Genomic DNA, 26844 nt, shown 5'->3' with positions numbered 1-26844 from the left:
CAATAGGCGCGGCGGCCAAGTCGGGCCTAAACTGCGGGTATCAGGCCATCGGAGCGCCCCCATGCAAATCCTCGCCCATCGCGGCTACCACGCCGCCTGCCCGGAAAACACGCTGGAAGCCTTTGCCGCCGCCTTGCAGATCGGCTTTGTCGGCATCGAGACCGATGTTCGGGTCAGCGCCGATAACGAGGCGGTGCTGTTTCACAACCGGGTGGCAAAGAACGGGGTGCCGGTTGCGGCGCTGACCCGCAAGCAGCTGTCCGATCTGTGCGGCTATAGCGTGCCCACCCTGGTGGAAGCCCTGCAGGCCTTCCCGAATACGCTGTGGAATATCGAGATCAAGACCCCAGCCGCGGCCAGCCTGGCCCTGCCCTTGCTGCGTCGCTATGAGGACAGCCATCAGCTTCTCTTGACCTCGTTCCGGCATGAAGTGGTGATCGCCGCCGCCCAGCAGCTGTCGGTCGAGTGCGGCCTGCTCAATGCGCATAGGCCGGCCGCCATCAACAGCCTGCTGCATGCCGCCCTGCACCTGCCCAATCTGCGCACCCTGGTCTGGGATTGCGAGATCGTCGACCCGGACATTCTGCGCCAGGCCAATGCCCTGGGCTTTCGCAATGCCGTCTACGGCGCCAATACGCGCTATGAGCATGAATTGATGCGCGAATTCGGCGTGCATGCGCTGATCACCGACTACCCCGAGCATATCGGCCTGCATTAGGCCTAGGGCGCGGATGCCGCCTGCGCACCGGCAGCGGCCGCAACACACGTCGCCAAGCCCGTCGATAGGCGGTCAAACGGTCGGGCAAATGCCCGCAGCATGGAACTCAAATAGGCCGGCGCAGTCCCTACATCGGCCCGGTTGATTCGGTTAGAATCGCCGCTTCCCTCTTCCTCCGCCCCACGGAATCCCACCATGTTGACAGGTAGTCTGGTCGCGCTTGTGACCCCGATGTTCGAAGACGGCAGCCTTGATTTCGCCAGTCTCGCCAAGCTCGTCGAATTCCATGTTGAAGCCGGCACCGCTGGCATCGTTGCCGTAGGCACCACCGGCGAATCCGCCACGGTGGACGTGGAAGAACATATCGCCATCGTCAAGAAAACCGTCGAACTGGCCCGCGGCCGCCTGAAGGTGATTGCCGGCACCGGTGCCAACTCGACCCGCGAAGCGATCGAACTGTCGCGCCAGGCCAAGCTGGCCGGTGCCGATATGACCCTGTCCGTGGTGCCCTATTACAACAAGCCGACCCAGGAAGGCATGTACCAGCACTACAAGGCCGTGGCCGAGGCGGTGGATATCCCGATGATCCTGTACAACGTACCGGGTCGTACCGTGGCCGATATGAGCAATGACACCGCGCTGCGTCTGGCGGCCATCCCGAATATCGTCGGCCTGAAGGATGCCACCGGCGATATCGGCCGTGCCGCCGACCTGGTGCTGCGTGCGCCCAAGGATTTCGCGCTCTACTCGGGCGACGACGCCACCGGCGCTGCCTTTATGCTGATGGGCGGCCATGGGGTGATCTCGGTCACCGCCAATGTGGCACCCAAGCTGATGAGCGAGCTGTGCGTGGCCGCGCTGGGCCGCGATGTGCTGGCCACCCGCGCCATCAATGACAAGCTGCAAGGCTTGCACAAGCATCTGTTCATCGAAGCCAACCCCATCCCGGCCAAGTGGGCGGTCAGCAAGCTCGGCCTGATGCCGGCTGGCATCCGTCTGCCGCTCACCCCGCTGTCGACCAGCGCCGAAGCCCCGGTCAGCGCCGCCATGCGCCAGGCCGGCATCGAGATTTAACGGAAACCGCGGCTCCCATGATTCGAACCACACGTATTACCGCAGCACTTGCGCTGGTGACCCTGGCTGCAGGTTGTGCCAACCTGCCCTTCATCGGCGATGACACCCCGGAAGCGCCCGAGTACACCAAGGCGCGCGGCGCCATCCAGCCCAAGCAGCTGGAACTGCCACCCGAGCTGAGCTCGCCCGAGCTGAACGGGGCTTACGCGATTCCTGGCCTCACGCTCAGCGCCGACGGCCAGCAGATCCTCGCCTCGGGCGCAGCCCTGCCCAAGTTCGACAAGGTGCGCATGGAAAGCGATGGCAATCAGCGCTGGCTGGTCATCAACGCCCCAGCCGATGCCGTGTGGCCGCAGGCACGCCAGTTCTGGCTCGACCAGGGCTTCAAGCTGACCACCGACAATGCGCTGGCTGGTCTGCTGGAAACCAACTGGCAGGAAGAGCGCCCCGACCTGCCGGTGGGCGGCATCCGCGCCGCCATCCAGCGCGGCATGAAGACGCTGTACAACAGCGGCATGGTTGACCAGTACCGCATGCGCCTCGAACGCAGTGCCGACGGCAAGGGCACCGAGATCTATATCGCCCACCGCCGCATGGAAGAGGTGTACACAGCCCAGGACAAGAGCGATACGCGTTGGACCCCGCGCCCGAATGATCCGGAACGCGAAGCGGCCAAGCTCAAGCAGCTGTTGGTACGCCTGGGTATCAGCGCCGATACCGCCGGCCAGGTGGTGGCCAGCGCCAAACCGGCCGAAGGCACACCCGCCGTGGCCACCCCGGCCGCCGGCAGCAACCGCGCCCAGTTCATCACCCTGGCCGATGGCAAGCGCGTGATCCAGCTGAACGAAAGCTTCGACCGTGCCTGGCGCCGTATCGGCCTGGCCCTGGAGCGCGCTGGCTACAACATCGCCGACCGCGACCGCTCGCTCGGTCTTTACTACATCACCAGCGGCAAGATCCAGGCCGCCAAGGCCGAGGAAGGCTTCCTGTCCTCGTTGGCCTTCTGGAAGGATGAAGAGAAGAAGCAGGCTGAGCTGCCGCAGTTCCTGGCCGTGGTATCGAGCAAGGACGCGCAGACCACCGTGCGCATCGCTGGCAAGGAGGGCGTGGTCCTGCCCGACAGCCAGGCGAATGCCATGCTCGACCCGCTGCTGGCCGAGCTACGCTAAGCCCAGCAACGACAACAGCCGCCCGAGTAATCCGGCGGCTGTTTTGTTTTACCCCCTCGCCACCTCCACACCATAAAAGAACAAGCCCGCATGCACCCGCTCAAACGCCTGTTTGCCTACGCCAGCCGCTATCGGCGCGATTTCCGCCTCGCCACCGCCTACTCGGTGCTGAACAAATTCTTCGACATCCTGCCCGAGGTGCTGATCGGGGTGGCAGTGGACGTGGTGGTCAAGGGTGAGGAGAGCTTCCTGGCAAAACAGGTGCTGGTCGGGCTTGGCATCAGCGATGTCTGGCACCAGCTGCTCTTCCTGGGCTTCATCAATGTGCTGATCTGGGGCGGTGAGTCGCTGTTCCAATATCTGTACGAGGTCAAATGGCGCCAGCTCGCGCAGGACATCCAGCACGATCTACGCCTCGATGCCTACCAGCATGTGCAAAAGCTCGAGATGGCTTATTTCGAGAACCAGCGCACCGGCAATCTGCTCTCCATCCTCAATGACGATGTGAACCAGATGGAGCGCTTTGTGAATGGCGGCGCGAACCAGATCATCCAGGTGTTCTGCTCGTCCATCATGGTCAGTGCGGTGTTCTTTGCCCTGCAACCGAGCATCGCGCTAATTGCGCTCTTGCCGGTGCCGCTCATCCTGTTCGGTGCCTTCTGGTTCCAGAACCGCCTGGCGCCACGCTACACCGAGGTGCGCGAAGCAGCGGGCGATGTGTCGGCACGCCTGAACAATAATCTGCTTGGTCTCGCCACCATCAAGGCCTTCGCCGCCGAGGGCTTCGAGGCCAGCCATATCGATGCGGCGAGCCGCCACTACCGCGCCGCCAATGCACGGGCGATCCGCATCAGCGCTGCCATCACCCCGGTCATCCGCATGGCCATTCTGAGCGGTTTCACCGCCACGCTGATCTATGGCGGCTGGCTGACCATACACGGCGAGTTGGCGGTGGGCGCCTATTCGGTGCTGGTCTTCCTGACCCAGCGCCTGTTGTGGCCGCTGACCGGTCTGGCCGAGGTGGCCGATATGTACCAGCGCTCGATGGCCGCCATCGAACGCGCGCTGAACCTGCTCGATACCCCGATCAATATCCCCTACGAAGGTCAGCACTTCCCGGCACAAGGGGTGAAGGGCGAGCTGCGCTTCGAGCAGGTCGGCTTCAGCTACGACGGGCGCCCCACCCTGGCCGATATCAACCTGACCATAGGCGCCGGCCAGACCGTGGCCTTTGTGGGCAGTACCGGCTCGGGCAAGTCCACCCTGGTCAAGCTCTTGCTGCGCTTCTACGCTGCCCAGCACGGTCGCATCCTGCTCGATGGTCAGGCCATCGACAGCCTGAATCTGCAGGACCTGCGCCGCGCCATCGGCTATGTGGCGCAGGACAGCTTCCTCACCGATGGTACGGTGGCCGAGAACATCGCCTATGGCCTCGACAGCGTCAGCGATGCGGATATCGCCGCAGCGGCCCAGGCGGCTGAAGCGACCGAGTTCATCAGCAAGCTGCCGCTGGGCTTTGCCACCCGCATCGGCGAACGTGGCCAGAAGCTGTCGGGCGGCCAGCGCCAGCGCCTGGCCTTGGCGCGCGCCATTCTGAAGAACCCGCCCATCCTGATTCTGGACGAGGCCACCAGTGCGGTAGACAACGAAACCGAGGCGGCCATCCAGCGCAGCCTGGACGTGGTCAGCCGCGGCCGCACCACCATCGTGATTGCGCACCGCCTGTCTACCGTCCGTCAGGCTGATTGCATCCATGTGCTGGAAAACGGCCGCATCGTCGAGAGCGGCCAGCATACGAGCCTGTTGGCACAAAACGGTAGCTATGCCGCACTGTGGCGGCTGCAGACCGGTGAACGCAGCAACTAGCAAGCGCTCGATTTATCCATATAAAGCAACTACTTAGCGGGAAACCCTTACGCGAAAGTTTCAAACACATCGGTGATAATCCGGGCTTTTCCGCATTGCCTTGTCCCATATCAAGGACAGAGCACGTCAGATTAGCTTGCTCGACACGATCTGTGCATCCAGCGGCTGACACCACAGGAGCTCACCGATGTTTTCCACCCTGCAGGGCCGCGTGATCGCGGCCATTTCTTTTGTGCTGCTGCCGCTGATTTTGGGGGGCGCACTGCTGTATGCCAGCAGCGAGAGCCGCCGTATCCACAGCCAGGTCGACGAGCAGGCCCAGCTGCAGCTGCGCAATCTGGTCGACCAGCTGAGCCTGATCGACCAGCAGGTGCAGGCACGCGTCAAGGCCTCGATCAAGCTGCTGACCTCGCGCGGCGCGGCGGCCGGTCCGGCCACGGCCGGTGAAGCGGTCAGCGTGAAAGACCGCTCGGTGCCCGAGCTCTTGCTGGGTGGCGCGCCCCAGGCCAATCAATTCGAGCTGGTCGATGGGGTGGTCGACATCATGGGCGGCACCGCCACCCTGTTCAGCAAATCGGGCAGCGACTATGTGCGCATCTCCACCACGGTGAAGAAGGACGGCGCACGCGCGATCGGCACCGTGCTCGATCCCAAGGGTCGCGCAATTGCCGCCATCCAGCAGGGCCAACCCTTCTACGGCCAGGTGGACATCCTCGGTGCGCCCTATCTGACCGCCTATGAGCCGATCAAGGACGCCACAGGCAATGGGGTCGGCATCTGGTATGTCGGCTACAAGGTCGACCTGCAGGCGCTGGAAGCCACGGTAGGCCGCGCCAGCCTGCTGCAAAGCGGCTTTGTGGCCGTAGTGGACGATAAGGGCAAGGTACGCTTCCACTCCAAGAGTCAGGACGAGGCGAGCGCCCAGCGCATCGTCGACAATGCGCCGGCCGACTGGGTACGCCAGGAACTGCCCTTCCCGGAATGGAACTTCAAGCTGGTCGCCACCTACCCGCTTGCCGAAGCCGACCAGGCGGCGCGCGGGCCGGCGATCATGATCTTTGTCGGCGGCCTGCTGCTGGCGGCCGTGCTGCTGGCCGTCTTGCTGGGCCTGTTGAAGAAGCTGGTGCTGACCCCGATAGGCGGCGAACCGAGCACCGCCGTGCGTGCCGCGCAGGCGATTGCCGACGGCGATCTGTCCCAGCCATTGGCAGCCGAGCAGGCCCCGCCGGGCAGCATGCTGGCCGCCATGGCGCGCATGCAGGCTTCCTTGCGCAATATGGTCAGCGAAATCCAGGGCGAGGCCGTGCAGGTGAATGAAATCGCCGAGCGCTTCAAGTCCACCTCGCGCCAGATTGCCGATGGTTCGGCGCGCCAGAGCGATGCCACTACCACCATGGCAGCGGCGCTCGAAGAGCTGAGCATCAGCATCAATCACATTACCGACAATGCCCAGGCGGCGCTGCAGGCCACCGAGCAAAGCGCCCAGCTTTCGGTGCAGGGCGAGCAGGTAATCGAGCAGACCGTGACGGAAATCCGCGGCATCGCCGGCCAGGTGGATGAGACCGCCCAGGTCATCGACGCACTGTCCGGTCAGACCGCCGATATCTTCAAGGTGGTGCAGGTGATCAAGGAAGTGGCCGAGCAGACCAATCTGCTCGCCCTGAATGCCGCCATCGAGGCGGCGCGCGCCGGTGAGCAGGGCCGCGGCTTTGCCGTGGTGGCCGACGAGGTACGCAAGCTGGCCGAACGCACCGCGCAATCGACGCGCGAGATCGCCAGCACCATCTCGGCCATCCAGGCCGGCACCCAGGATACCGCCCAGACCATGCAGCGCACCCAGCAAAGGGTCAGCCAGGGCGTGGAACTCGCCCACCAGGCCGGCGAGGCGATCAAGCAGATCGAAGTGGCTTCGGCCGATGTCTTGCGTGTCAGCGCCGAGATCAATACCGCGCTGCGCGAGCAGAGCCAGGCCAGCAATGAGATTGCCGTCAATGTCGAGCGTGTCACCGCCATGATCAGCCAGAACGAAGCCGCCTCGCGCGAGGCGGCCCAGGAGGCCGAGGAAATGCATCAGGTGGCCTTGAACCTGAATACGACTTTGCAACGCTTCCGTCTCTAAAGCGCCGCGTGGCCACAGGGCAAATAGCAGGCAGCGCGATGCGCCTGTCTATAATGCCCGGGCCAGCCAAACAAGCCGCTGGTGGAGCACAGGCCACGCCAGCAGCCGTGCTCCGCCGGTCGCGCATACACCACGCGGAGACAAGCATGAGCACATGGACCCCCTTCCCCCACGACGCAAGCGCACTCAGTTATGGCGGCGACAAGCTCTGGCAAGCCTGGGAACGCCTGCATGCGGGCGACCAGGAGCCCTGGCCGGAAGACGAGGCCAGCCAGGAAGCCTGGCGCGCCTATCACCGTGGTGACTTCCAGACCGCTGTGGCGCTCGGTCTGAAGGCGGAAACCGCCTCGGGCATGAATGCCGCCAACAAGGCGCAGAGCATCTATGCCACCTATCTGGTCGAGGATGAGGACGCCAAGAAGGAATTGTTCGAGGAAGTGGCCGACCGCGCCGAAGTAGCGGCCAAGGAGAACCCGAACAATATCAATGCCCATTACCAGCATGCCTATGCGCTGGGTCGCTACAGCCAGGCGATCTCGATTGCCAAGGCGCTGGCCCAAGGCATTGCCGGCAAGTGCAAGGCCAGCCTCGACAAGACCCTGGCCCTGGCACCCGAACATGCGGAAGCCCATATTGCCCTCGGCGCCTATCATGCCGAGATCATCGGCAAGGTCGGCAGTATGGTCGGCTCGCTGACCTATGGGGTATCCAAGGATGCGGCGGAAGCCCATTACGAGAAGGCGCTCGAGCTGATCCCCCACTCGGCCATTGCGCGCATCGAGTACGGCAACGGCCTGTTGACCCTGTATGGCAACAAGAAGGTCAAGGACGCCACCAAGCTGTACGAGGCGGCGGCCGAATGCGAGCCGCGCGATGCAATGGAGACGCTGGACGTCGCCTTCGCCAAGTCCGAGCTCAGCGACGACTAGGGCTGCTGCTCAGCCTTGCTGAGCAGGCTTTCCGATCCGGCCGGGCGGCGATGCCCGACCCCGCTCCCAAGCTGGTCAGGCCATGATGCGCACCGAGATTCTGCGTGACTTGCAAGCCGCCCTGCTGGACCAGCTCCAGCAAGCCTGGCCCGCGCTGCTGCGCACGGTGGCCGATGGCTTGTTGGCGCAGGCGGATAGGCTGGGCGGCTCGCCCGCCGCGACGGTCCTGCTTGATGCGCGTGCGGCCTGGCTGGCCTTCGATGCCGAATTGCGCCAGGCCTGGTTCGAGCAGCTGCAAAGGCTGCTCGAGCGCGGCCTGCAGACTGCCTTCCGGCGCGACAAGCCCAGCTTCGCCCAGGCCGCCGGTCATAATCTGAGCCTGCAGGCCCTGGCCGAAGTCGAGCAGGAGCTGGCGCTGGAGCGGCAGATCGCACAATTCCGCAGCGCGGCCGGCGAAGCGCTGAACGAGCTGAATGCGCGCATCGCCAATCTGTATCACCAGCCCGAAGGCAGCGAACGCGAGAACCCCTTCCGCCCCTATGTGCTGTGCGGCAGCCTGGCGCTCGGCATCGACACGCTGAATCTGCAGGGCGAGATAGGCAGTGCGCTGAAGAAGGCGGCCAATCAGGCGCTGGCCAGCCAAGTGGCGGCCCTCTACCAGGGGCTGAATGCGCTCCTGGCGGCCCATGCGATCCCGGTCGAACTCCCTTTGCAGATCCGCCGCCAAGCCGATAGCCCGGCCCCACCGCCGCATGCCGCCAGCCCAGCCCTACCTGCCACCCTGCATGCGCAGGGCCGCCACCTGCCGCGCAGCGATCTGCTGCTGCGCTGGATACAGATGAAGACCAGCCCGGATGCCGCGCGCCAGGCCATCGCGCAGAGCGAACCGCCGCACTGGCTGGACAGCCAGCTGAATGCCGGCCAGCTGCTGCGCGAGCTGTTCGGCCAGCGCCCCGGCGGCCAGACCGGCCAGGCGCCGTTCACCACCTATGCGGGCAGCACCGTGCTGGCCAGCAGCATTGCAGAGCTTGAGCAATCGGTCGCCGGCCAGGCCGATGCTAGCGATCTGCGCAACCATATCCTCGAACACCGTGCGCGTCTGTCCAGCCAGGCACGCGAGCCGAGCGAACGCATGGTGGTGGATGTGGTGGCCATGCTGTTCGAGTTCATGCTGCACGATGGCAAGCTGCCCAGCAGCGTGCGCAGCCAGCTCGGCCGTCTGCAGTTCCAGCTGCTCAAGCTCGGTCTGTTCGACCCGACCCTGTTTGCCGAACGCCAGCACCCGGCGCGCCAGCTGTTCAACCGCATCGGCTCGGTGGCCATCGCGCTCAGCGCGGATGATCCGCTCTCGGACGGACTGGGCGAGGCAATCCGGCATCTGGTCGAGCAGGCCGTCGGCGCCCCGCATAGCGATGTCGCGCTGTTCGAGCGCCTCTTGGCGGAGCTGGAAGACTATCTGCGCCGCACCATGCAGCACGACGACCCGCGCATGGTGCAGGCGGCCGCCGCGCTCAGCAGCGCGGAAGAGCGCAGCGCCCACTATCTGCACGCAATGGCCGCCATGCGCGCCGCGCTGGATGGCCTGACGCTGCCAGCCCGGCTCGAGCACTTCCTGCTGGCGACCTGGCCGCTAGCCATCGAGCGGGTTGGGCGCGATGACGCAGCTCAGGCACGCAGCTGTCGCCAGCTGGTACCCGTGCTGGTGTGGAGCGTGCAGCCCAAGACCAGCAATGGCGAACGCATGCAGATGCTCAAGCGCCTGCCCGAGCTGGTGAACCTGCTCTCACGCCACCTGGCCCAGGCCAGGCTCAACGATGCGGAGCAGCAAGACTTCCTCGACTGGCTGGTGGCCGCGCATCTGGAAGCCCTGAAGGAGGGCCATACGCGCGCTGGCGCCAGTCTGGCTGAGCTTGAGGCGCGCTTTGCCGACTTCATGCTGGGTAGCGAGGCCACGGGTGCCGCGCCCGATTACCCGGCCGGCCTGGCAGCTGGCTTCGTGGCCGAAGCGGCCGAGGCGCTGGAGGGCGGGCTGGAGCTGCTGGATGCGCAGTTCGATGCGCTGGCCCTGCCCGAAGCGGGCGCACCGCGCGACGAGGCACTGGCCGAGGCACTCAAGGCCCGCGTGCTCGAGCAGCTGAAAACCGGTGTGCTGGTGGATATCGCCTTCGGCGGCAGCGCGCGCCGTGCGCGTCTGAACTGGATCAGCCCGCGCGCGGCCAGCCTCTTGCTGACCATTGCCAATCTGGACAAGCCCGCCGCGCTGAGCGTGCAGTTATTCCGCCGCCTGCTGGCCCTCGGGCATGTGCGCTTCGTAGAAAGCGAGCCGCTGTTCGAACGCGCGGTCCAGGCCCTGCTGCGCAATGCCGACGAAATGGAGCAATGGGCACGGCAGGGCTGAAGCGCGCTCGCCACACAAAAAAGGCCGCATCAAGCGGCCTTTTTTCAGCACAGCCAGTCAAGCCGGCAGATGGGCACGGATCACCTCGGCCAGGGTGCGGATGCCTTCCTCGATCTTCTCGGGCGAGGCATGGCTGAAGTTCAGGCGCAGCTCATTCGATACCCGCTCGGTGGCATAGAAGGGCTTGCCGGGCATAAACGCCACCTTGCGCGCCAGCGCCGGTTCCAGCAGGCCATAACTGTCGATATCGGCTTTGAGCTTGAGCCAGAAGAACAGGCCGCCGGGCGGAATGGTCCAGTCGGCCAGGTCGTGGAAATGCTTGTCCAGCGCCGCCGCCATGATGTCGCGCTTCTGGTGATAGTAATCACGCAGGCGCGCGATATGCGCGGGGTAGTCGCTCGAGGTCAGCAGCTGGTGCATCGCCCACTGGCCCTGGCGGTTTGTATGCAGGTCGGCCGCCTGCTTGAGCTTGTACAGATGCGGCATCAGGCTCGGGTGGCAGGCCAGATAGGCGACGCGCAGGCCGGGGATGGCGGTCTTGGAGAAGGTGCCGAAATGGATCCACGGCGCGGTCTTCAGACGCGCGCAGATCGGGGCACGGTCGCACTTGTCGTATACCAGCTCGCGGTAGGGCTCATCTTCCAGCAGCACCACATTGTGCTCATCGAACAGCTCGGCCACGCGCTGGCGTGTCGCTTCGTCGTAGCAGACGCCGGACGGGTTCTGGAAGGTCGGGATCAGGTAGGCAAAGCGCGGCTTTTCCTCGCGCAGCTTGCGCTCCAGCTGTTCCAGATCGGGGCCGTTCGGGGTCAGGCCCACTTCGATGAAACGTGCGCCAAACAGGCTGAAACACTGCACGGCGGCCAGGAAGGTCGGCGCTTCCACCAGGACCGGGGTGTCCTGATCGACAAACAGCTTGGCGGCCAGATCCAGGCCCTGCTGCGAGCCGGTCAGGATCAGGATATCGCTGGCCGTGACCGGCACACCGTTCTTACTCATCTCGGCCGCCACGGCCTCACGCAACCAGGCCTCGCCCTCGCTCGGGCCGTATTGGCTCAGGCCGGCAGGCAGCTCGGTGAAATCGAGCTTGGGCATAGCTTGGGCGGCGGGCAGGCCGCCGGCGAAGGAAATCATGTCCGGCTGGTTGGCGACGGCGAGAATCTCGCGCACCAGCGAGCCTTGCAGACGGGAAATGCGTTCAGAAAACATGGGCTACTCCGGCAGGTTAGACCCGTACGGTGGCAAACAATTGACGTGCACGACAGGTACAGCGCGCAAACGGCCCAGGCCGACCGTACTGGTATAGGCAAGTAAACGTAGTGCCAGGGTGTGGCGGCTAGGTGGCAGGGGATGCTGCCAGGGAAAGGCGCCGGGTTTGGCGCCGTGCAATGCCCGCAGATTAGCAGCTGGGCATTGCACTTGTCTCGCGCGGCTAAGGCGTGCTTTGCATGCGCAGCATGGCTAGGTGCAGCTCGGCCAGCTCAGGGTCGGGCGGGCCATCCAGCGTGTGCATCAGCGTGGCCAGCACCAGCTTTTCGAACTCGCTGCCAAAGCGGGCAATGATGGTCTGCGGATCGGGCACCAGCTTCTTGTCGGTCATCACCCCGAAGTTGACCCGGTCGTTGTAGCTGAGGATGGACACGCCCATGCCGATCTCACCCGACTGCGGCACCCAGAACTGCAGATCCTGCACCTTGGCGCCGGCCATGAAGATCGGCTCCTTCGGCCCCGGCACATTGGTCATCACCGCGGTGGACTTGGTGCTGAAGAATTCGATGGCCGGCTGCTCGACCATATTCGGCAGCGACCCGACCACGCTGAGCAGACCAAGGGTGATGATGGCGTCGTAGCCGCCCTTGATCTCCTCCATGCGCCGCTTGACCTCGTAGACACGCTCGATCGGATTGGCGACCCCGATCGGCAGCGGCAGGAAGACCAGGCCGAAGTAGTTGCCGAGCTTGTCGAGCTTGTTCTCGGGACGCAGATTGACCGGTACCGAGGCGCGTATGGTCAACCCATCCACCTGCTCGCCACGCTCGACCAGATAGGCGCGCAGCGCGCCGGCCACACAGGACAGCAGCACATCGTTGATCGAGCAACCGAGCGCCTTGCCCACATGCTTGACCTCGGGCAGCGGTAGCGATTCGGACCAGGCGATGCGCTTGGTGGTGGACAGCTTGCCCTTGAACTTGGTGCGCGGATCGGCCGGCATGGTGGCCATCTTGGCCAGGCCCTGTCCAAGGCCCATGCCGGTCTGGGTCAGTTCGGCCAGCTTGGTCGGATTGGTCATCAGCCCATAGCTGGTGCCCAGCACTTTGGCATAGCTCTTCAGCATGCCGGCATAGACCTTGGCTACCGGCTTGTAGAGCCGCATAAAGGGATCATCCGGCTCGCGCTCTCCAGCCAGGAAGCGTGCCTTCTTCGGCACGCTCTCGACCGTCGCGTCCTCTTCCTTGTCGGTCAACGAGAGCAGCACCTGAATCAGCGCAATACCGTCGGCGATGCTGTGGTGAATGCGTGCCACCAGCACGCTGCCGCCGCAATAGTTTTCCACCACATAGAACTGCCAGAGCGGCTTGGAGAAATCCATCGGGATCGAGATCAGGTCATTGACCATGGTCTCCAGTTCGGGCTTGGATGCCGCACCGGGCAAGGCCACGCGGTGCAGATGGTTGGCCAGGTCGAAATCGGGGTCATCTTCCCAGCTGGCGCTGGTGCCGGAACGCACCACGCGCTGCTTGAAACGCTTGAATTTCAAAAGCCGGGTCTGCATGACCTGGCCCAGGCGCTGGTAATCGAGGTCACCCTCGAAAAACATGATGCCGGTGATCACCATCAGATTGGTCGGCCTGTCCATGCGCAGCCAGGCGGTATCGACCGCCGACATGGATTCGCGCTCGGAACCAAACAGATTCAATAACATAGATACTTTCCTCGCCCCGAGCTGTGGTGGTTTTGCACGACCGGACGGTCGCTCGCTTGACGTGTGCCCGTGGGGGATTATAGAACACAGGCTATTGTGGAAATCCAGCACTGGCGCGGCTTCCGGGCACGTCAACTGATGCAAAAGAATCACATCACAACGAGGAGCAGGGCCCATGACTTACTTCGTGACCGGCGCAACCGGTTTCATCGGTAACAATCTTGTCCAGACATTGCTCAAGCAGCGCAAGGGCAAGGTGTATGCGCTGGTGCGCAAGGAATCGCTGGAAAAGTTCGAGCAGATCAAGCTGCGCTGGGGCAAGGATGCCGAGCGGGTGATCCCGGTGCTGGGCGAATTGGGCAAGCCGGCCCTGGGCATTGCCAAGAAGGATGTGGCCGAGCTGAAGGGCAAGATCAAACACTTCTTCCACCTGGCCGCCCTGTATGACCTGAAAGCCACGGCCGAGGAGCAGCTGGAAGCGAATGTGAACGGCACCCGCCACGCCGTGCAGTTCGCCGAGGCGGTGGAAGCCGGCGTGTTCCACCACACCAGCTCGATTGCCGCCGCGGGCCTCTACGAGGGCGTGTTCTCGGAAGACATGTTCGAGGAGGCCGGCAAGCTCAACCACCCGTATTTCCGCACCAAGCATGATTCGGAAGCGATTGTGCGGCGCGAGTGCAAGCGCCCGTGGCGCGTGTACCGACCTGGCATCGTGGTGGGCAGCAGCCAGACCGGTGAGATCGATAAGATCGACGGCCCGTACTACTTCTTCAAGGTCTTGCAGAAGATGCGCAAGATCCTGCCACCGTGGATGCCTGCCATCGGCATCGACGGTGGGCGCATCAATATCGTGCCGGTCGACTATGTGGTGGCGGCCATGGACCACCTCGCCCATCTAAGCGGCCAGAACGGCAAGTGTTTCCACCTGACCGACCCGGATGCGCGGCGCGTGGGCGAGGTGCTGGCCATCTTCGCCGAGGCCGCACACGCCCCCAAGCTGACCGTGCGCATCAACCCGGCCATGTTCAGCTTTATCCCGAGCATGATCCGCCAGGCGCTAGCCTCGCTGACCCCGGTGCGGCGTGTACGCGATGCGGTGATGAAGGACCTGGGCCTGCCGCCCGACATCATGAACTTCGTGTCCTACCCAACCCGTTTCGACAGTCGCCAGACCCAGAAGCTGCTGGCGGGTAGCGGCATTGAGGTGCCGCGTCTGGAAGACTATGCATGGAAGCTGTGGGACTACTGGGAGCGCCATCTCGACCCAGACCTGTTCATCGACCGCACCTTGGGCGGCGTCTCGCGCGGCAAGAATGTGCTGATCACCGGCGGCTCCTCCGGTATCGGCCAGGCCAGCGCGATGAAGCTGGCGGCGGCCGGTGCGCGCGTGATCATTGTGGCGCGCGACCTGGAAAAGCTGGAAGCCACCAAGGCCGAGATCGAAGCGAATGGCGGCATCTGCCATATCTATTCCTGCGACCTGGCCAGCCTCGACTCCATCGACGGCCTGGCGCAGAAGGTGCTGGCCGAACATGGTCACATCGATGTGCTGATCAATAATGCCGGCCGCTCGATCCGCCGCGCGGTGGAGAACAGCTACGACCGCTTCCATGATTTCGAGCGCACCATGCAGCTCAACTACTTCGGCAGCCTGCGCCTGACCCTGGCCCTGCTGCCGAGCATGAGCGCCCGTAAATCGGGGCAGATCATCAATATCTCGTCCATCGGCGTGTTGACCAATTCCCCGCGCTTCTCGGCCTATGTGGCGTCCAAGGCCGCGCTGGATGCCTTCACCCGCTGCGCCGCCAGCGAGTTCTCCGACCGCGGTATCTACTTCACCACCATCAATATGCCGCTGGTGCGCACGCCGATGATTGCGCCGACCGATATCTACAAGAACATGCCCTTCATCATCAGCCCGGACGAAGCGGCCGATATGGTGGCGCAGGCAGTCATCTACAAACCGGTGCGCGTGGCCTCGGGCCTGGGCATCTTCGGCCAGATCATCCACGCCGCCGCCCCGCGCGTGGCGCAGATCATCATGAACACCGCCTACCGCATGTTCCCCGACTCCTCGGCCGCCAAGGGTGAGAAAGGCGAGCGCGCGCATGAGCTGAGCGCCGACCAGATGGCCTTTATGCAGATCATGAAGGGCATCCACCTGTAAACAGCCCCCCGCAAAGCAAACAGGCTCACCATGGTGAGCCTGTTTGCTTTATGCGCGGCGGCTACGGCAACCACGCTGCCCTAGGCAGCACGCGCATCAGGCGAAGTTTTCGCCCAGGAATTTACGTACTTCTGCCTCGATCTGCGGCTTGAGCGCCATCAGCAGAAAGCCCAGCTTGGCCTCCACCAAGACCTCGCCCGGTACCACGCTCAAACGCCCCGACACGCCCGAGCGCTCGAACAGCAGCACATCGCCGTCCCAGCGGTAGGACATGCTGAATTCACGGCCCATTTCCTCAGCCACTTTTTCGGCCAGTTGGCGGGCTTCATCGTGTGGCTTGTTGTGGGGGTAGCGGATACTGATCGACATCACGGGGCTCCGAAGCAGGATGGGAAGGGCCGAACGGCCGGATAAACACAGTCTAACCTGCGATACGGCGCGCCGACAGTAGCGCGCAGCTTGCTTGCAGTGCAGCTGCAAGCGCAGTGTTCAGTCGGCGGCAAATGGATCGGGCTGGCCAGCATAGATACGATCAAGCAGGCGCGTCTCGCGCTCGCGCACAGTATCCAGGAAGTAATCGGCGCCGTGCATCTGCAGAAACGCCGCTACGCCGCGCTCCAGGAAGTCCTGCAGCTCACCGAGTCCGGCCAGATGGGCCGGGCCATGAGCCAAGCGCAGGGCAAGTTGCACAAAGCTCTTTTGCACCACCACATCCAGCTCACAACCGAGCGCATGCACGAGCGCGATCTGCTCACAGCGCGCCGCATAGTTATCGCAGCGCCGGTAGGCCTCGGCATAACTATCGGCATCAATCTGCGCCACGCCCATCTGCTCGAACAGCATCTCGGCCAGCGCCGCATCCAGGCCCTGGGTCAGTCGGTTCAGATAGAGCGCGTTCTGGATTGCACGCATGGCGCGCTGCGGCAGGAGGCTGCGCATCTTGGCGGCCACTCGCTCGCCATCCTGATCACGACGCGAAAAATCGGTCGGTCCATAGATATCGCTGAGGAAAAAACGGGTGGCCTGGCCATAGCGTTCGCTGGCGGCCAGATCAGCATAGGTCTCGCTCAGGCGGCGGGTCTGCCACTCGGCCAGTAGATAGCGGGGCCGGCTTAGCCCGCTGCCGGCAGGGGATGCACTGAAATCGTCGGACATGGCTGTCGTAAAAATGGGCTGGGTAAAAAAAGCACAGTGGGAAAACACGCAACACCGGCAAGGCGCACCAATAGGGGCATCTGCACGAAAGCGGGGCATTCCTGCGACGTTGCCCCGGCGCAACAGTGTGGCTTAAGCCGCAGATACGCCAGGAAAAACCCGCATCAAAACTGGCACTTAGCGAATTCCCCCCACCATAATTCGCAGCAAGTGCAGTCACCAAGCAAGCGCTGCAAAGACTGCCGATTATAGAGCCGGGCAAGAGAACGGCAGCTGGGAGCAAGTTTTTTTGGCGTAGCCCGCCAAGCTGTTTCACCGTGTGATTAACAGTTTTTCATTTCTAAATCCAAGGAGCCCACCATGGCCAAGTCGTTGAAGAAAGCCACCGAAGAGAAGCAATACGCCCACGTCATCCTCGAATCCGCCAACCAGATCTGGCTGGCCGGCTTGGGCGCTTTCGCCAAGGCCCAGGGTGAAGGCGTGAAGGCTTTCGATCACCTGGTCGAAGCCGGCAAGCAAGTCGAGGAAAAGAGCCGCAAGTCGGCAGAGGAGAAAGTTGTGGCCGTTACCAGCAAAGCGACTGAAACCTGGGACAAGCTCGAGCAGGTGTTCCAAGACCGCGTAGCCCGTGCACTGAACACCTTGGGCGTGCCCAGCAACAAGGATCTGGCCGATCTGAACAAGCGCATCGATGAGCTGAACAAGAGCGTGAACGAGCTCTTGAAGAAGCAGACCGCCAAGCCGGCCGCCGCCGCCAAGGTCGAAGACAAGGCCGAAGCCAAGCCCGCCGCTGCCAAGGCGGAAGCCAAGCCGGCAGCCAAGGCCTGATGCGCAACCTGGCCAGGGCAGCCTGCCCGGCCGGGTCTACGCTGAAACGGGGCGGCGTGCTCATCGCCTGCCCCGTTTTGCTTGATACGAGCAAGCGCTCGTCATTCAAGCAATTGCTCTACAATCTGCCTCCCCGCTTCTCCCTGGAGTCGTTCATCCATGCCAGCCGCCCCATCCCATCCGCCCCGTCCAACCATAGGCTTGAATCTGGCAGCCGGCGGCCCGCTGGGCGCCATCTACGAGGTGGGTGCACTATGCGCGCTGGAGGAGGCCCTGCAGGGCATAGACTTCACCGATCTGGATGTGTATGTCGGCGTGAGCGCTGGCGGATTCATCTCCGCGGCGCTGGCCAACAAGATCAGCCCGGGCGAAATGTACGAGATCTTCATCACCAATAGCTCGGACAGCATCCCCTTCGAGCCGGATCAGTTCCTGCGCCCAGCCTACCGCGAGTATTTTCGCCGTCTGGCCGCCATCCCCGAGCTGCTGTTCGATGCCTTCTGGGAGTTCGTGACCCGCCCGCGTGAAGTCGGCCTGACCGGCGCTTTCATGCAGCTCTCGCACGCCATTCCGACCGGCATGTTCGACAACGGCGAGATCGATCGCTTCCTGACCCGGGTGTTTACCAGCGGTGGCCGTACCAATGACTTTCGCGCGCTGAAGAACAAGCTGTACATCGTTGCCACCGACCTCGACACCGGCCGCTCGGTCAAGTTTGGCGGACGTGGGCATGACCATGTGGCTATCTCCAAGGCCGTACAGGCCTCATCCGCCCTACCCGGCCTGTTCCCGCCAGTGGAAATCGATGGCGACCATTTCGTGGACGGCGCGCTGAAGAAGACACTGCACACCTCGATCAGCCTGGATGAGGATGCAGATCTGGTGATCTGCATCAACCCCATCGTGCCCTTCGATGCCCGCCTGGCACCGCGCGGCCAGCCCGGCACGCGCGACAAACTGATGCGCGGCGGCCTGCCGGTGGTGCTGTCGCAAACCTTCCGCTCCATCATCCACTCGCGCATGCGCGTGGGCATGCAGCGCTATGCGAACAGCTACGAAGGCGCAGATGTCGTGCTGTTCGAGCCCAGCCATGGGGACGAGGAGATCTTCTTCTCGAATGTGTTCAGCTACTCCGACCGCGAGAATATGTGCGAACACGCCTATCAGCACACGCGCGCCGACCTGCGCAAGCGGGCCGACGAGCTTGAGCCGCTACTGGCACGCCATGGCATCAGCTTGGACCGGGCCGGCCTGGAAGAGGAACGCTATCTGTCGCAAAAGGCCCACCGGCGCTACACGCGCAAGCAGCTCGAGCGCCCACAGCACAGCACGCCGATTGACAAGCTCTACAACACGCTGGGCGAGCTGGAACGCTGGCTGCATGCCAGGGGTGAATGAAAAAAGCCGGCTAAGCCGGCTTTTTTCTTGGGGCCGCTCAAGCTTGCCTCAATCGTCGAAATGCTCGGCGATGAACTTCACATAGGCGGCATGGCGCGATTCGACCAGAGTCTCCAGACGCGCCATATCGCGCGCGCGCAGGGCCTCCAGATATTCGTGCCGGCTCGGCCCGAGCATCGGAGCGCCCTCCAGCTGGCGCACCACCTCGGCGTAATAGCGTATCGCGCGCTTGAGATTGGTCTGGATCATCTCCAGCAGCAGCGGTCGATTGGCCTTGGCCAGCAGCACCGCGTAGTAGTCAAAAATCTTGACCATGAAGAAGGCCGCATCGGCCGCCTGGGGCGATTCCAACTCGGCGGTCAGTGTCGCCAGCCGCGCCAGCTGATCATCGTCCAGACTGGGCATGGCAATGCGGAAGGCGAGGATTTCCAGTGCATTGCGAATATCGGCGATATCGGCCGCCTCCGACTTGCGCGTGCGCGCCACGATGGCGCCACGATAAGCGAAATACTCGACCAGCCCCTCCACCTGCAGGCGCTGCAAGGCTTCACGTAGCGGAATCGGGCTCACGCCATAGCGATTCGCCAGCTCGACCTGCTTGAGCGGCTCGCCCGGGGTCAGACTGCCGCTATAGATATCGTCGCGGATCGCCTGAACGATCTTGTCCACCAATGTGCTCATGGCATTCGATAGCTGATGGAAATCAGCTCAGCGCAAGTGATTGAAAGTTTTCAAGTTTAGCAAAGGCGACCCGTCAGAACGCACTGGAAAACTAAGGGATTACCCCTAGTGACTCAGTTAGTTAATATTTTCTTACTTTTCAATCCTTAACCCGTTCGTCATAAGGCACTCACAGACATAAACCGCCTGCTAGCTTGAAGTTAGTGTAAGTGGCCGCAGATAGCAGGCAGCAGCCCGCAGAATATCCACAGCACAAGCCAGGAAAAAGCCGCCAGAAAGTACAGAAAAGCGTGCATTTGCAGCGCAACATGCCTCGCGCATAAGCGTCAGGCGCAGTAAGATTGCATCTGCTTTGACTCTTTCTGTTTTATTGCTGGGCGGGATCAAAACCGCCGGTAACAGGGTCACAAGACAGGGATAGACTGCCATTCTGCATAGGCGGACAGGATGGCAATCATGACAGGCTGATAGCCACAGACGCCGACGAGACGCGATATGAAAATCTTCGAGAAACTATTCAACCCCCGCGAAGTTCGACGCAAGCTGGGCATGAACCAGCAGGAGTTCTGGACCAAGATCGGGGTAACCCAGAGCGGTGGCTCACGCTACGAGAGCGGGCGCAATATGCCCAAGCCCGTGCGCGAACTGCTGCGCCTTGTGCATGTGGAACAGGTCGACCTGAGCCGCGTGCGCCGCGAGGACTTCGAAATCATCGATTACCTCAAGGAAAACCACCCGGACCTGTACAAGAGCCTGCAAAAAGCCGTCAAGGCGCAGGAAGGCGAGAGCAAAGACGAAGCAGCCTGATCAGCCCGTCTTGCAGCACAGATAAAAAACGCGCATCCCGGGCGCGTTTTTTATTGCCTATTGCTGGCGGGTTCGGCCTTGGATGACGGCTGGAATACGCCATCCGGGGCAGGCAGGGCTGCTTCGCCATGATCATGCCGGCCCTGAAGCACGCGCCTGCTCGCCGGCCTAGAGGCTGAGTTTGACCGGCAGACCCAGCCCTTCGATGCGCGCGGCCAGTGCCTGCATCCAGGCATCCGGCGCCTTGGCAAGGCGCGGCGCCTCGGGTTGGGTGGAAGCGCGCGCCAGACCATAGAGCAGCACGCCGGCGGGTCGTGCTCCCTCCGCCATCGCCTCGGCCAGCAGCGCCAGCCAGGCGTCCACTTCAGCCTCGCTGGGCAGCTGGCCATCCAGCATGAACATGCAGGTCTGCAACCAGGTCGGGCAATGCTCGGTGGCGGCGCGCAGATGGCGTTTGATCTGGGCAGCACTCAGCGCGATCTGATTGACCTCGCTATAACCGTTCACCGGCGCGCGGTCGTACTTGAACCAGACCTCCCCATTCAGCTCGCGCAGGCGCGCCAGCGCCGCCTGTACCGCCGGCTTGTAGAGCTGGCTGCCATTGGTGATCAGCACGAACTTGATCTGCCCGATCAAGCCGAAGCGGGTCAGTTGACGGCCGACCAGGTCGATTACATCGCCAAACTGGCGCGAGGCGGTCGGCTCGCCATTACCAGACAGCGCCACATCGTTCAGCCGCCGTGCGGTCTCTGGCACGCTGCGCTGCATGAAATCGCCGTGCACGACATCGGCCAGCAGCGCGCCCAGCTCGTCTTCCAGCACAGCCAGATCAAGCTCGGGCGCGTTGCCGCGTACCAGCCCCGGCACTTGGCAGTAGATGCAGCGCCAGTTGCAGGCATTGTTGGGGTTGAGGTTGATGCCAACGGAAACCCCGCCAGCACGCCGCGATACCACCGGGTAGACATACTGGAAGCCGAGGATATCGCGGCGGTGATCGGTGACCGCGAGCGGGACGATCGCCGAGAGTTTGCTTTCAGACACGAGATTCCACTTCGAGGTGAGGCCTATTTCTTGCGCTTGATCGGGATGATCAGCACCGGTACGGGCGCGTGGCGTACCACGCCCTCGGCCACGCTGCCCAGCAGCAGGTGATCGAGACCGGTCCAGCCGTGCGAGCCCATGACGATGATATCAGCCGGCCAGGTCTTGGCATCCTCGATCAGGGCGCTGGAGATGGCGCCGCCCCAGATCTCGATCAGCGCGGTCTCCGCTTCGATGCCATTCTCCTGCATCAGGGCCGCGGCGCCATCAAGCACCTTGCGCCCGGCGCTGCGCAGCGTGCTCTGCAATTCGCCCACATCGACGAACTCCGCCCCACCCCAGGTGAACTGGGCCAGATCGATCACATGGACCAGGCGGGTCTTGCCGTGCTGATCGCAGCAAAAACGCGTGGCCTCCAGCAAAGCCTGACGCGAGGTATCGCTATCGTCCACGGGTACAAGAATGCGTTGGTACATGGCAGCTCCTTTCCTATCGACTGTGGCGCGCAAGGGCCGCGGCCTGCTTCTACTATAGCCCCCGGGTTGCCCGTCGGGCGAGGCGAGGCTTACACTGGCCCTCACTTGCAGTCGCAGAATGGCTTTATGGCACGCGTCAAACTGGATCTCCCGAGCGCCTTCCCCTTTTCCACCCCCATCGAGGTGGGCATAGGCCATATCAACTATGGTGGGCACCTGGGCAATGATTCGGCCTTGACCCTGGTGCATGAGGCTAGACTGCGTTTCCTCAAGTCACTGGGCTTTACCGAGCTCAATATCGGCGGCCGCGGCATCATCCTTGCCGACGCCGTGGTGGTCTTCAAGGCCGAGGCCTTTTGGGGCGAAACCCTGATCGCCGAAGTAGCCAGTGCCGATTTCAACAAGTACGGCTGTGATCTGTTCTACCGATTTCGCAAGCAGGCAGACGACAAGGAAGTGCTGCACGCCAAGACCGGCGTACTGTTTTTTGACTACACCACGCGCAAGCCGGCCAGCGTGCCGGCTCCCTTCCTTAGCGCACTAGGCATGCAGGAGAGCCCGCAATGATGAAAAAGTACCCCGCCAACAGCCCGGAAGCGATGGCACGCCTGTTGGTGATGCTGATGATGAGCGACGGCAATATGGACCCGCGCGAGATCGACAGCCTGGAAACCCTGCATATTTACGAAGCGCTCGAGATCAGCCGCACGCGCTTTATCGAGGTGCTGCACGCCTACTGCAACGATCTGAGCGATGAGGCGGATGAACAAGGCAGCATCAAGCTGGTAGACCGCCAGCGCATCGATGACCTGCTGGAAACCGTGACCGAACCGAAGAAGCAGCTGCTGGTCGCCACCTTGGCCCTGGATATGACCAAGGCCGACAAGGTGCTGTCCGAGCCCGAACTGGTCATCTTCACCCGTATGTTGTCGCGCTGGCACCTGACCCTGGAAGACATCGAAGCCGCTTACGCGCGCTAAGCCCCGCTGCCTGACAACAGCGCGCAGGCCACCGCCCCCCCAATGTGGATCAGCCCCTAACAACAGGGCCTGATCCATTTTCTTTATAAGCCTTATCTAAAGTCATTATTGGCTATGCTGGGGCCGACTAAGCTATGGTCAGCCACTTCCTATAACAATCCGGCCACTTCTTAACGGAGGACAGGGCTGGAGGAGACGACGATGAGCGCCTGGCGCAATGCCTACGACGGCCTTGAAAAAGCCGTCTTCAATACCCTGACCCGCAAGTTTGCCGGCCTGTTCATGCTGGTGCTGATCGAGCTGGCCCTACTGATTCCGATTCTGTCCAGCGGCGATGCCATGCTGGCCACGCTGAAAGCGGCCAAGGTGGATGCAGCGCTACAGGCCGAGCTCAGCGCCCAGATGGATGCGCTGATCGGTGCAGTGCTCCTGCTGGCGCTGCTGTCGGCGGCCTTTATCGGCTTCATGGTCTGGTATTACCGCCATCTGATCGTGCTGCCGCTGCGACGCATGATTGCCTCGCTAGATGAGCTGTCCGGCAATGAGGGCGATCTGTCGCGCGATCTGCCCGCGCTCACCTATGACGAGATCCGCGACCTGGCCCAGGCCTATAACCGCTTCCTGGCCCGCCAGCGCGAGATCATCGCCAGCGTGCAGGGGCTGACCGTGCAGATCGCGGTCGAATCGGCCAAGTCCTTGAAGAACATTACCGACTCCACCACCAGCACCGAACAGCAGGCACGCTTTGCCGAGCAGGTGATGGCCGCCAGTCAGTCGGCCACTGGACGCATTGGCGAGGTCTCGCATGAGACCCAGCAGATTGCTGCCACCACCGCGCAGAACCTGGAACTGGCACGCGCCAGCTACCGCGAGATGCACGATGTGACCGAGCAGATCAATCGCATGGGCGAGGAGATCGGTGCCTTCAGCAGCGTGGTGGAAGGCCTGAACCAGCGCTCGGCCAGCATCAAGCAGGTGTCCGAGCTGATCCGCGAGATCGCCGAGCAGACCAATCTGCTGGCCCTGAATGCCGCCATCGAGGCGGCGCGAGCTGGCGAGGCCGGGCGCGGCTTTGCCGTGGTGGCCGACGAGGTGCGCAAGCTGGCCGAGAAGGTACGCGGCGCCACCAGCGATATCTCCAGCAATATCGATGCGATGCTGGGCGAGGTCAGCGCCACCCATGCGCAGACCCTGACCATCAACCACAGCGCACGCGATACGCGCGGCGTGGTCGAGCGTACCTCGCAGCATTTCGCGCTGCTGGTCAGCGACTTCGAAACCACCAGTCGCAGCCTGGCCGAGATCGCCAAGCATGTGGACGATTTCGCGCAGAACAATGCCGAGATCAACCAGCGTGTCGAGCATATCCACGCCGACAGCCTGGCCATCAACGAACGCATGCAGCGCTCGGCCAATGCCACGCGCGATCTGAGCCGGGTGGCCGATTCGGTGCAGGAGCTGACCGGCCGCTTCGTGCTCGGCCACGGCCCGCTCGATGCCGCGATCAGTCGCGCGCTCAAGCAGCGCGAGCAGATGCAGGCGCGCATCACCGAGCTGGCCGCCAGCGGGCTGGATGTCTTCGACCAGCGCTACCAGCCTATCGCCAGCACCGACCCGCAGAAATTCCTGACCGCCTACACCGAGCGCTTCGCGCGCGAATTCCAGCCCCAGTACGACGCGCTGGTGAAAGCCACCCCGGGCGGCAAGTTCAGCCTGCTGGTGGACAGCAAGGGCTATGGCCCCTCGCACAACAGCTGGTATTCGAAACCGCCAACGGGCGACCGCGCCACCGACCTGGTCAACAGCCGCGACAAGCGCCTGTTCAACGACCCAGCCGGCCTGCGCGCCGCCACCAATCAGCAACGCTTTCTGCTGCAGACCTATGTGCGCGATACCGGCGAGATCATGACTGAGCTTGACCTGCCGCTGTTCGTGAACGGCCGGCACTGGGGCGCGTTGCGGCTGGGCTTCGACGCGGCCACCCTGCTCGCGGCCAAGACTGACTAGCGTCCGCTTGGGTAAACTTGGGGCATTCGGATAAGGATGCCCCATGAGCCAGACCACTCGCTTCACCAGTACCGACCACTACATCGCCACGCCTGACCTCTTGCTGGCGGTTAATGCCGCCATCACCCTGCAGCGCCCGCTCTTGATCAAGGGCGAGCCGGGCACCGGCAAGACCCTGCTGGCCGAGGAAATCGCCCGCGGCCTGAATGCGCCGCTGATTTCCTGGCATATCAAGTCCACCACCAAGGCCCAGCAGGGCCTGTATGAATACGATGCCGTATCACGCCTGCGCGATGGCCAGCTCGGCGACCCGCGCGTCAACGATATCGCCAACTACATCGTGCGCGGCAAGCTGTGGGAGGCATTCGAAAGCGAGCAGCGCGCCATCCTCTTGATCGACGAGATCGACAAGGCCGATATCGAATTCCCCAACGACCTGTTGCGCGAACTCGACCGCATGGCTTTTGATGTGTACGAAACGCGCCAGACCGTGACGGCGCGCCATCGTCCCATCATCATCATCACCAGCAATAACGAGAAGGAACTGCCCGACGCCTTCCTGCGCCGCTGCTTCTTCCACTACATCCGCTTCCCCGACAAGGACACCATGCGCCAGATCGTGGACGTGCACTTCCCCAAGCTGCACGAAGCGCTGCTGGCCGAAGCGCTCGAGCTGTTCTACGCGCTGCGCGAAATGCCCGGCCTGAAGAAGAAGCCATCCACCAGCGAGCTGATCGACTGGTTGAAGCTGCTGCTGGCCGATCAAGTACCGCCCAGCGCACTCAAACAAGGCGAAGGCCTGCCACCGATGACCGGCGCGCTATTGAAGAATGAGCAGGATGTGCATCTGTTCGAGCGATTGGTGAAGATGGTGCGCAATCGCTAATCATGGACGTGGTTGGGCAGCAGGGCTCCCACCTACCTAGCTGCCCACAAAACGCAGGGAACCACTGAATGCGAGAACATTTAGGCAGCTTGCTACGCGGCCTGTCTTATTTCTGCTTGCTGCTGGCGCCACTCTGGTCGCTGTGGGGAAATTCGTCAGGCGCCAATCGAGGCTGCGCGAATGTGGCCTGTGTGGGTTCGGGCATTGGCGATGGATTGGTCTGGCTGATGATTGTTGGTCTTTTATTGGCTGCAGCAGCCGGCATCAACGCACTGGCCCTCTTGCTAATACCGACACCGGCTAACCGAGGACGAAAAATCGAGCTCGCACTTTTCTGCCTGCCCATTCTGCTCTGCCTCACCGTACTGGCCGCCTTCATCGCCCGCTAAATCACAGCCTTGTGGCGTAGGCAGGGCAGCCAAGTAGGGTGGGCAACTTGTTGCCCACGCAAGATCACTCACCAAATCGCTGACCCGGCACATTCAACCGGCTCTCACCACCCCAATCCGGCGCATATTTTCCCGCTTTTACATAACGGTGAAATGAAGAATAGGGCCAATCTGCTACCTGCACGGTCAAACCGTGTTTGACCGGATTGAAATGCAGATAATCGAGGTGATGCGCCATATCCTGTTCATTGCGGATCTGATGTTCCCAATAGCGGCGTTGCCAGAGGGTTGATTCCCGATGCTTGTGCCTGGATGCGCTCATCCGCTCGGTTTGATGCAGGCGTTCGCCGCAACGTAAGGCGACGTAGCGTTTGATCTTGCCCCAGCGCGAGGCGAAGTCGGCGTCACCGGGTGGCAAGGTCCAGATGGCATGCAGATGGTCGGGCAGCAGCACCCAGGCGTCGATGCGGAATGGTTGCTGGATACGGGTGGCTTGAATCGCTTCGCGCAAGGCGCTGCGCACATCGCTGTCGCAAAGAAAATGGCGGCGCTGGTAGGTCACCACGGTAAAAAAGTAGCTGGCGCCCGGCGTATTGGCGCGGCGGTAATAGGACATGCGGGTGAGCATAGCTGCGTGGGCAACAAGTTGCCCACCCTACCCACTGGCTCTCATGCTGATGCCGACACCGGCTAGCCGAGGACGGAAAATCGAGCTCGTACTGTTCTGCCTGCCCATTCTGCTGTGCCTCGCCGTGCTGGCCGCCTTCATCGCCCGCTGAGTCACCGCTATGTGGGGTAGACAGCGCGACACATCTCACCTCTCACCTTACCCC

At 62.8% G+C, this 26844-nt stretch carries 24 protein-coding genes; 16 read left to right on the top strand and 8 right to left on the bottom strand.

Features of this window, described 5'->3' with window-relative positions; translation table 11 throughout:
- Positions 1 to 61: 61 nt before the first annotated feature.
- The 7 genes from BT173_RS05170 (at position 62) to BT173_RS05140 (ending at position 10273) form a co-directional block, all read left to right on the top strand.
- Positions 62 to 718, top strand: coding sequence for a glycerophosphodiester phosphodiesterase (locus BT173_RS05170; RefSeq protein ID WP_072427555.1), 657 nt, complete (start codon positions 62 to 64; stop codon positions 716 to 718).
- A gap of 195 nt (positions 719 to 913) precedes the next feature.
- Positions 914 to 1792, top strand: coding sequence for a 4-hydroxy-tetrahydrodipicolinate synthase (dapA, locus tag BT173_RS05165; protein WP_072427554.1), 879 nt, complete (start codon positions 914 to 916; stop codon positions 1790 to 1792).
- A gap of 17 nt (positions 1793 to 1809) precedes the next feature.
- Positions 1810 to 2961 (top strand): NlpB/DapX family lipoprotein, encoded by a 1152-nt coding sequence (gene bamC / locus BT173_RS05160; RefSeq protein ID WP_072427553.1) that lies wholly within the window; start codon positions 1810 to 1812, stop codon positions 2959 to 2961.
- A 90-nt stretch (positions 2962 to 3051) separates the two neighbouring features.
- Entirely contained in the window at positions 3052 to 4827 is a 1776-nt protein-coding gene (locus BT173_RS05155; protein WP_072427552.1) for an ABC transporter ATP-binding protein, read from the top strand.
- Between the two features lie 187 nt (positions 4828 to 5014).
- Positions 5015 to 6946, top strand: a complete 1932-nt coding sequence (locus BT173_RS05150; protein ID WP_072427551.1) for a methyl-accepting chemotaxis protein — start codon at positions 5015 to 5017, stop codon at positions 6944 to 6946.
- A gap of 146 nt (positions 6947 to 7092) precedes the next feature.
- Positions 7093 to 7875, top strand: a complete 783-nt coding sequence (locus BT173_RS05145) for a tetratricopeptide repeat protein (protein WP_072427550.1) — start codon at positions 7093 to 7095, stop codon at positions 7873 to 7875.
- Between the two features lie 82 nt (positions 7876 to 7957).
- Positions 7958 to 10273, top strand: coding sequence for a DUF1631 family protein (locus tag BT173_RS05140; RefSeq protein WP_072427549.1), 2316 nt, complete (start codon positions 7958 to 7960; stop codon positions 10271 to 10273).
- Positions 10274 to 10330: 57 nt separating this feature from the next.
- On the opposite strand, the gene BT173_RS05135 is transcribed toward BT173_RS05140, so the two are convergent.
- Positions 10331 to 11482: an aminotransferase-like domain-containing protein gene (locus BT173_RS05135; RefSeq protein WP_072427548.1), complete on the bottom strand. Its 1152-nt coding sequence runs from the start codon at positions 11480 to 11482 to the stop codon at positions 10331 to 10333.
- A gap of 223 nt (positions 11483 to 11705) precedes the next feature.
- Positions 11706 to 13196: a WS/DGAT/MGAT family O-acyltransferase gene (locus BT173_RS05130; protein ID WP_072427547.1), complete on the bottom strand. Its 1491-nt coding sequence runs from the start codon at positions 13194 to 13196 to the stop codon at positions 11706 to 11708.
- Positions 13197 to 13371: 175 nt separating this feature from the next.
- On the opposite strand from BT173_RS05130, the gene BT173_RS05125 reads away from it, so the two are divergent.
- Positions 13372 to 15363, top strand: a complete 1992-nt coding sequence (locus tag BT173_RS05125; protein ID WP_072427546.1) for an SDR family oxidoreductase — start codon at positions 13372 to 13374, stop codon at positions 15361 to 15363.
- 96 nt (positions 15364 to 15459) lie between these two features.
- Here the strand turns inward: BT173_RS05125 and BT173_RS05120 are convergent, their stop codons facing one another.
- Positions 15460 to 15732, bottom strand: a complete 273-nt coding sequence (locus BT173_RS05120; RefSeq protein WP_139256047.1) for a polyhydroxyalkanoic acid system family protein — start codon at positions 15730 to 15732, stop codon at positions 15460 to 15462.
- Between the two features lie 120 nt (positions 15733 to 15852).
- A complete protein-coding gene (locus tag BT173_RS05115; RefSeq protein ID WP_072427544.1) occupies positions 15853 to 16518 on the bottom strand; it encodes a DUF8198 family protein in 666 nt (221 codons plus the stop codon).
- 360 nt (positions 16519 to 16878) lie between these two features.
- On the opposite strand from BT173_RS05115, the gene BT173_RS05110 reads away from it, so the two are divergent.
- Both BT173_RS05110 and BT173_RS05105 read left to right on the top strand, forming a co-directional pair.
- Positions 16879 to 17346, top strand: a complete 468-nt coding sequence (locus BT173_RS05110; RefSeq protein WP_072427543.1) for a phasin family protein — start codon at positions 16879 to 16881, stop codon at positions 17344 to 17346.
- Positions 17347 to 17505: 159 nt separating this feature from the next.
- Positions 17506 to 18744, top strand: a complete 1239-nt coding sequence (locus BT173_RS05105; protein ID WP_072427542.1) for a patatin-like phospholipase family protein — start codon at positions 17506 to 17508, stop codon at positions 18742 to 18744.
- Positions 18745 to 18792: 48 nt separating this feature from the next.
- On the opposite strand, the gene BT173_RS05100 is transcribed toward BT173_RS05105, so the two are convergent.
- Positions 18793 to 19425 (bottom strand): GntR family transcriptional regulator, encoded by a 633-nt coding sequence (locus BT173_RS05100; RefSeq protein ID WP_072427541.1) that lies wholly within the window; start codon positions 19423 to 19425, stop codon positions 18793 to 18795.
- Between the two features lie 495 nt (positions 19426 to 19920).
- Between BT173_RS05100 and BT173_RS05095 the strand changes: the two genes are divergently transcribed.
- Positions 19921 to 20232 carry a helix-turn-helix domain-containing protein gene (locus BT173_RS05095; protein WP_072427540.1) on the top strand — a complete coding sequence of 104 codons (312 nt, stop codon included), beginning with the start codon at positions 19921 to 19923 and terminating at the stop codon, positions 20230 to 20232.
- Positions 20233 to 20400: 168 nt separating this feature from the next.
- On the opposite strand, the gene BT173_RS05090 is transcribed toward BT173_RS05095, so the two are convergent.
- Positions 20401 to 21273 carry a radical SAM protein gene (locus tag BT173_RS05090; protein ID WP_072427539.1) on the bottom strand — a complete coding sequence of 291 codons (873 nt, stop codon included), beginning with the start codon at positions 21271 to 21273 and terminating at the stop codon, positions 20401 to 20403.
- A gap of 23 nt (positions 21274 to 21296) precedes the next feature.
- Positions 21297 to 21749, bottom strand: a complete 453-nt coding sequence (locus tag BT173_RS05085; RefSeq protein ID WP_072427538.1) for a universal stress protein — start codon at positions 21747 to 21749, stop codon at positions 21297 to 21299.
- A gap of 126 nt (positions 21750 to 21875) precedes the next feature.
- Here BT173_RS05085 and BT173_RS05080 point away from each other — a divergent pair, with 126 nt between their 5' ends.
- The 5 genes from BT173_RS05080 to BT173_RS19230 all read left to right on the top strand — a co-directional run bounded on the left by BT173_RS05080 (position 21876) and on the right by BT173_RS19230 (position 26011).
- The gene (locus BT173_RS05080; protein WP_072427625.1) at positions 21876 to 22316 is read left to right on the top strand and encodes an acyl-CoA thioesterase; all 441 of its coding nucleotides are present in this window, start codon (positions 21876 to 21878) and stop codon (positions 22314 to 22316) included.
- A complete protein-coding gene (locus tag BT173_RS05075; protein ID WP_072427537.1) occupies positions 22313 to 22729 on the top strand; it encodes a hypothetical protein in 417 nt (138 codons plus the stop codon). Before BT173_RS05080 ends, BT173_RS05075 begins: the two co-directional genes overlap by 4 nt.
- Before the next feature lie 201 nt (positions 22730 to 22930).
- Positions 22931 to 24736 (top strand): methyl-accepting chemotaxis protein, encoded by a 1806-nt coding sequence (locus BT173_RS05070; protein WP_072427536.1) that lies wholly within the window; start codon positions 22931 to 22933, stop codon positions 24734 to 24736.
- 43 nt (positions 24737 to 24779) lie between these two features.
- Positions 24780 to 25622: an AAA family ATPase gene (locus tag BT173_RS05065; protein WP_072427535.1), complete on the top strand. Its 843-nt coding sequence runs from the start codon at positions 24780 to 24782 to the stop codon at positions 25620 to 25622.
- Positions 25623 to 25690: 68 nt separating this feature from the next.
- Positions 25691 to 26011, top strand: coding sequence for a hypothetical protein (locus tag BT173_RS19230; protein ID WP_139256046.1), 321 nt, complete (start codon positions 25691 to 25693; stop codon positions 26009 to 26011).
- A 64-nt stretch (positions 26012 to 26075) separates the two neighbouring features.
- Here BT173_RS19230 and BT173_RS05060 read toward each other — a convergent pair whose 3' ends face one another.
- Positions 26076 to 26627 (bottom strand): REP-associated tyrosine transposase, encoded by a 552-nt coding sequence (locus BT173_RS05060; protein WP_072427624.1) that lies wholly within the window; start codon positions 26625 to 26627, stop codon positions 26076 to 26078.
- Positions 26628 to 26844 lie beyond the last annotated feature (217 nt).

It is taken from the genome of Chitinimonas taiwanensis DSM 18899 (assembly GCF_900119825.1).
GTDB classification, from domain to species: Bacteria; Pseudomonadota; Gammaproteobacteria; order Burkholderiales; family Chitinimonadaceae; genus Chitinimonas; species Chitinimonas taiwanensis.
This window is presented reverse-complemented; position numbering and strand designations above follow the sequence as displayed.

Coding starts and splice junctions, on each gene's coding strand:
- BT173_RS05095 (WP_072427540.1), top strand. CDS start 19,921: ATGAAAATCTTCGAGAAACTATTCAACCCCCGCGAAGTTCGACGCAAG.
- BT173_RS05110 (WP_072427543.1), top strand. CDS start 16,879: ATGGCCAAGTCGTTGAAGAAAGCCACCGAAGAGAAGCAATACGCCCAC.
- BT173_RS05105 (WP_072427542.1), top strand. CDS start 17,506: ATGCCAGCCGCCCCATCCCATCCGCCCCGTCCAACCATAGGCTTGAAT.
- BT173_RS05135 (WP_072427548.1), bottom strand. CDS start 11,482: ATGTTTTCTGAACGCATTTCCCGTCTGCAAGGCTCGCTGGTGCGCGAG.
- BT173_RS05140 (WP_072427549.1), top strand. CDS start 7,958: ATGATGCGCACCGAGATTCTGCGTGACTTGCAAGCCGCCCTGCTGGAC.
- BT173_RS05125 (WP_072427546.1), top strand. CDS start 13,372: ATGACTTACTTCGTGACCGGCGCAACCGGTTTCATCGGTAACAATCTT.
- BT173_RS05070 (WP_072427536.1), top strand. CDS start 22,931: ATGAGCGCCTGGCGCAATGCCTACGACGGCCTTGAAAAAGCCGTCTTC.
- bamC (WP_072427553.1), top strand. CDS start 1,810: ATGATTCGAACCACACGTATTACCGCAGCACTTGCGCTGGTGACCCTG.
- BT173_RS05100 (WP_072427541.1), bottom strand. CDS start 19,425: ATGAGCACATTGGTGGACAAGATCGTTCAGGCGATCCGCGACGATATC.
- BT173_RS05145 (WP_072427550.1), top strand. CDS start 7,093: ATGAGCACATGGACCCCCTTCCCCCACGACGCAAGCGCACTCAGTTAT.
- BT173_RS05075 (WP_072427537.1), top strand. CDS start 22,313: ATGATGAAAAAGTACCCCGCCAACAGCCCGGAAGCGATGGCACGCCTG.
- BT173_RS05120 (WP_139256047.1), bottom strand. CDS start 15,732: ATGTCGATCAGTATCCGCTACCCCCACAACAAGCCACACGATGAAGCC.
- BT173_RS05170 (WP_072427555.1), top strand. CDS start 62: ATGCAAATCCTCGCCCATCGCGGCTACCACGCCGCCTGCCCGGAAAAC.
- dapA (WP_072427554.1), top strand. CDS start 914: ATGTTGACAGGTAGTCTGGTCGCGCTTGTGACCCCGATGTTCGAAGAC.
- BT173_RS05065 (WP_072427535.1), top strand. CDS start 24,780: ATGAGCCAGACCACTCGCTTCACCAGTACCGACCACTACATCGCCACG.
- BT173_RS19230 (WP_139256046.1), top strand. CDS start 25,691: ATGCGAGAACATTTAGGCAGCTTGCTACGCGGCCTGTCTTATTTCTGC.
- BT173_RS05080 (WP_072427625.1), top strand. CDS start 21,876: ATGGCACGCGTCAAACTGGATCTCCCGAGCGCCTTCCCCTTTTCCACC.
- BT173_RS05130 (WP_072427547.1), bottom strand. CDS start 13,196: ATGTTATTGAATCTGTTTGGTTCCGAGCGCGAATCCATGTCGGCGGTC.
- BT173_RS05150 (WP_072427551.1), top strand. CDS start 5,015: ATGTTTTCCACCCTGCAGGGCCGCGTGATCGCGGCCATTTCTTTTGTG.
- BT173_RS05155 (WP_072427552.1), top strand. CDS start 3,052: ATGCACCCGCTCAAACGCCTGTTTGCCTACGCCAGCCGCTATCGGCGC.
- BT173_RS05085 (WP_072427538.1), bottom strand. CDS start 21,749: ATGTACCAACGCATTCTTGTACCCGTGGACGATAGCGATACCTCGCGT.
- BT173_RS05115 (WP_072427544.1), bottom strand. CDS start 16,518: ATGTCCGACGATTTCAGTGCATCCCCTGCCGGCAGCGGGCTAAGCCGG.
- BT173_RS05060 (WP_072427624.1), bottom strand. CDS start 26,627: ATGTCCTATTACCGCCGCGCCAATACGCCGGGCGCCAGCTACTTTTTT.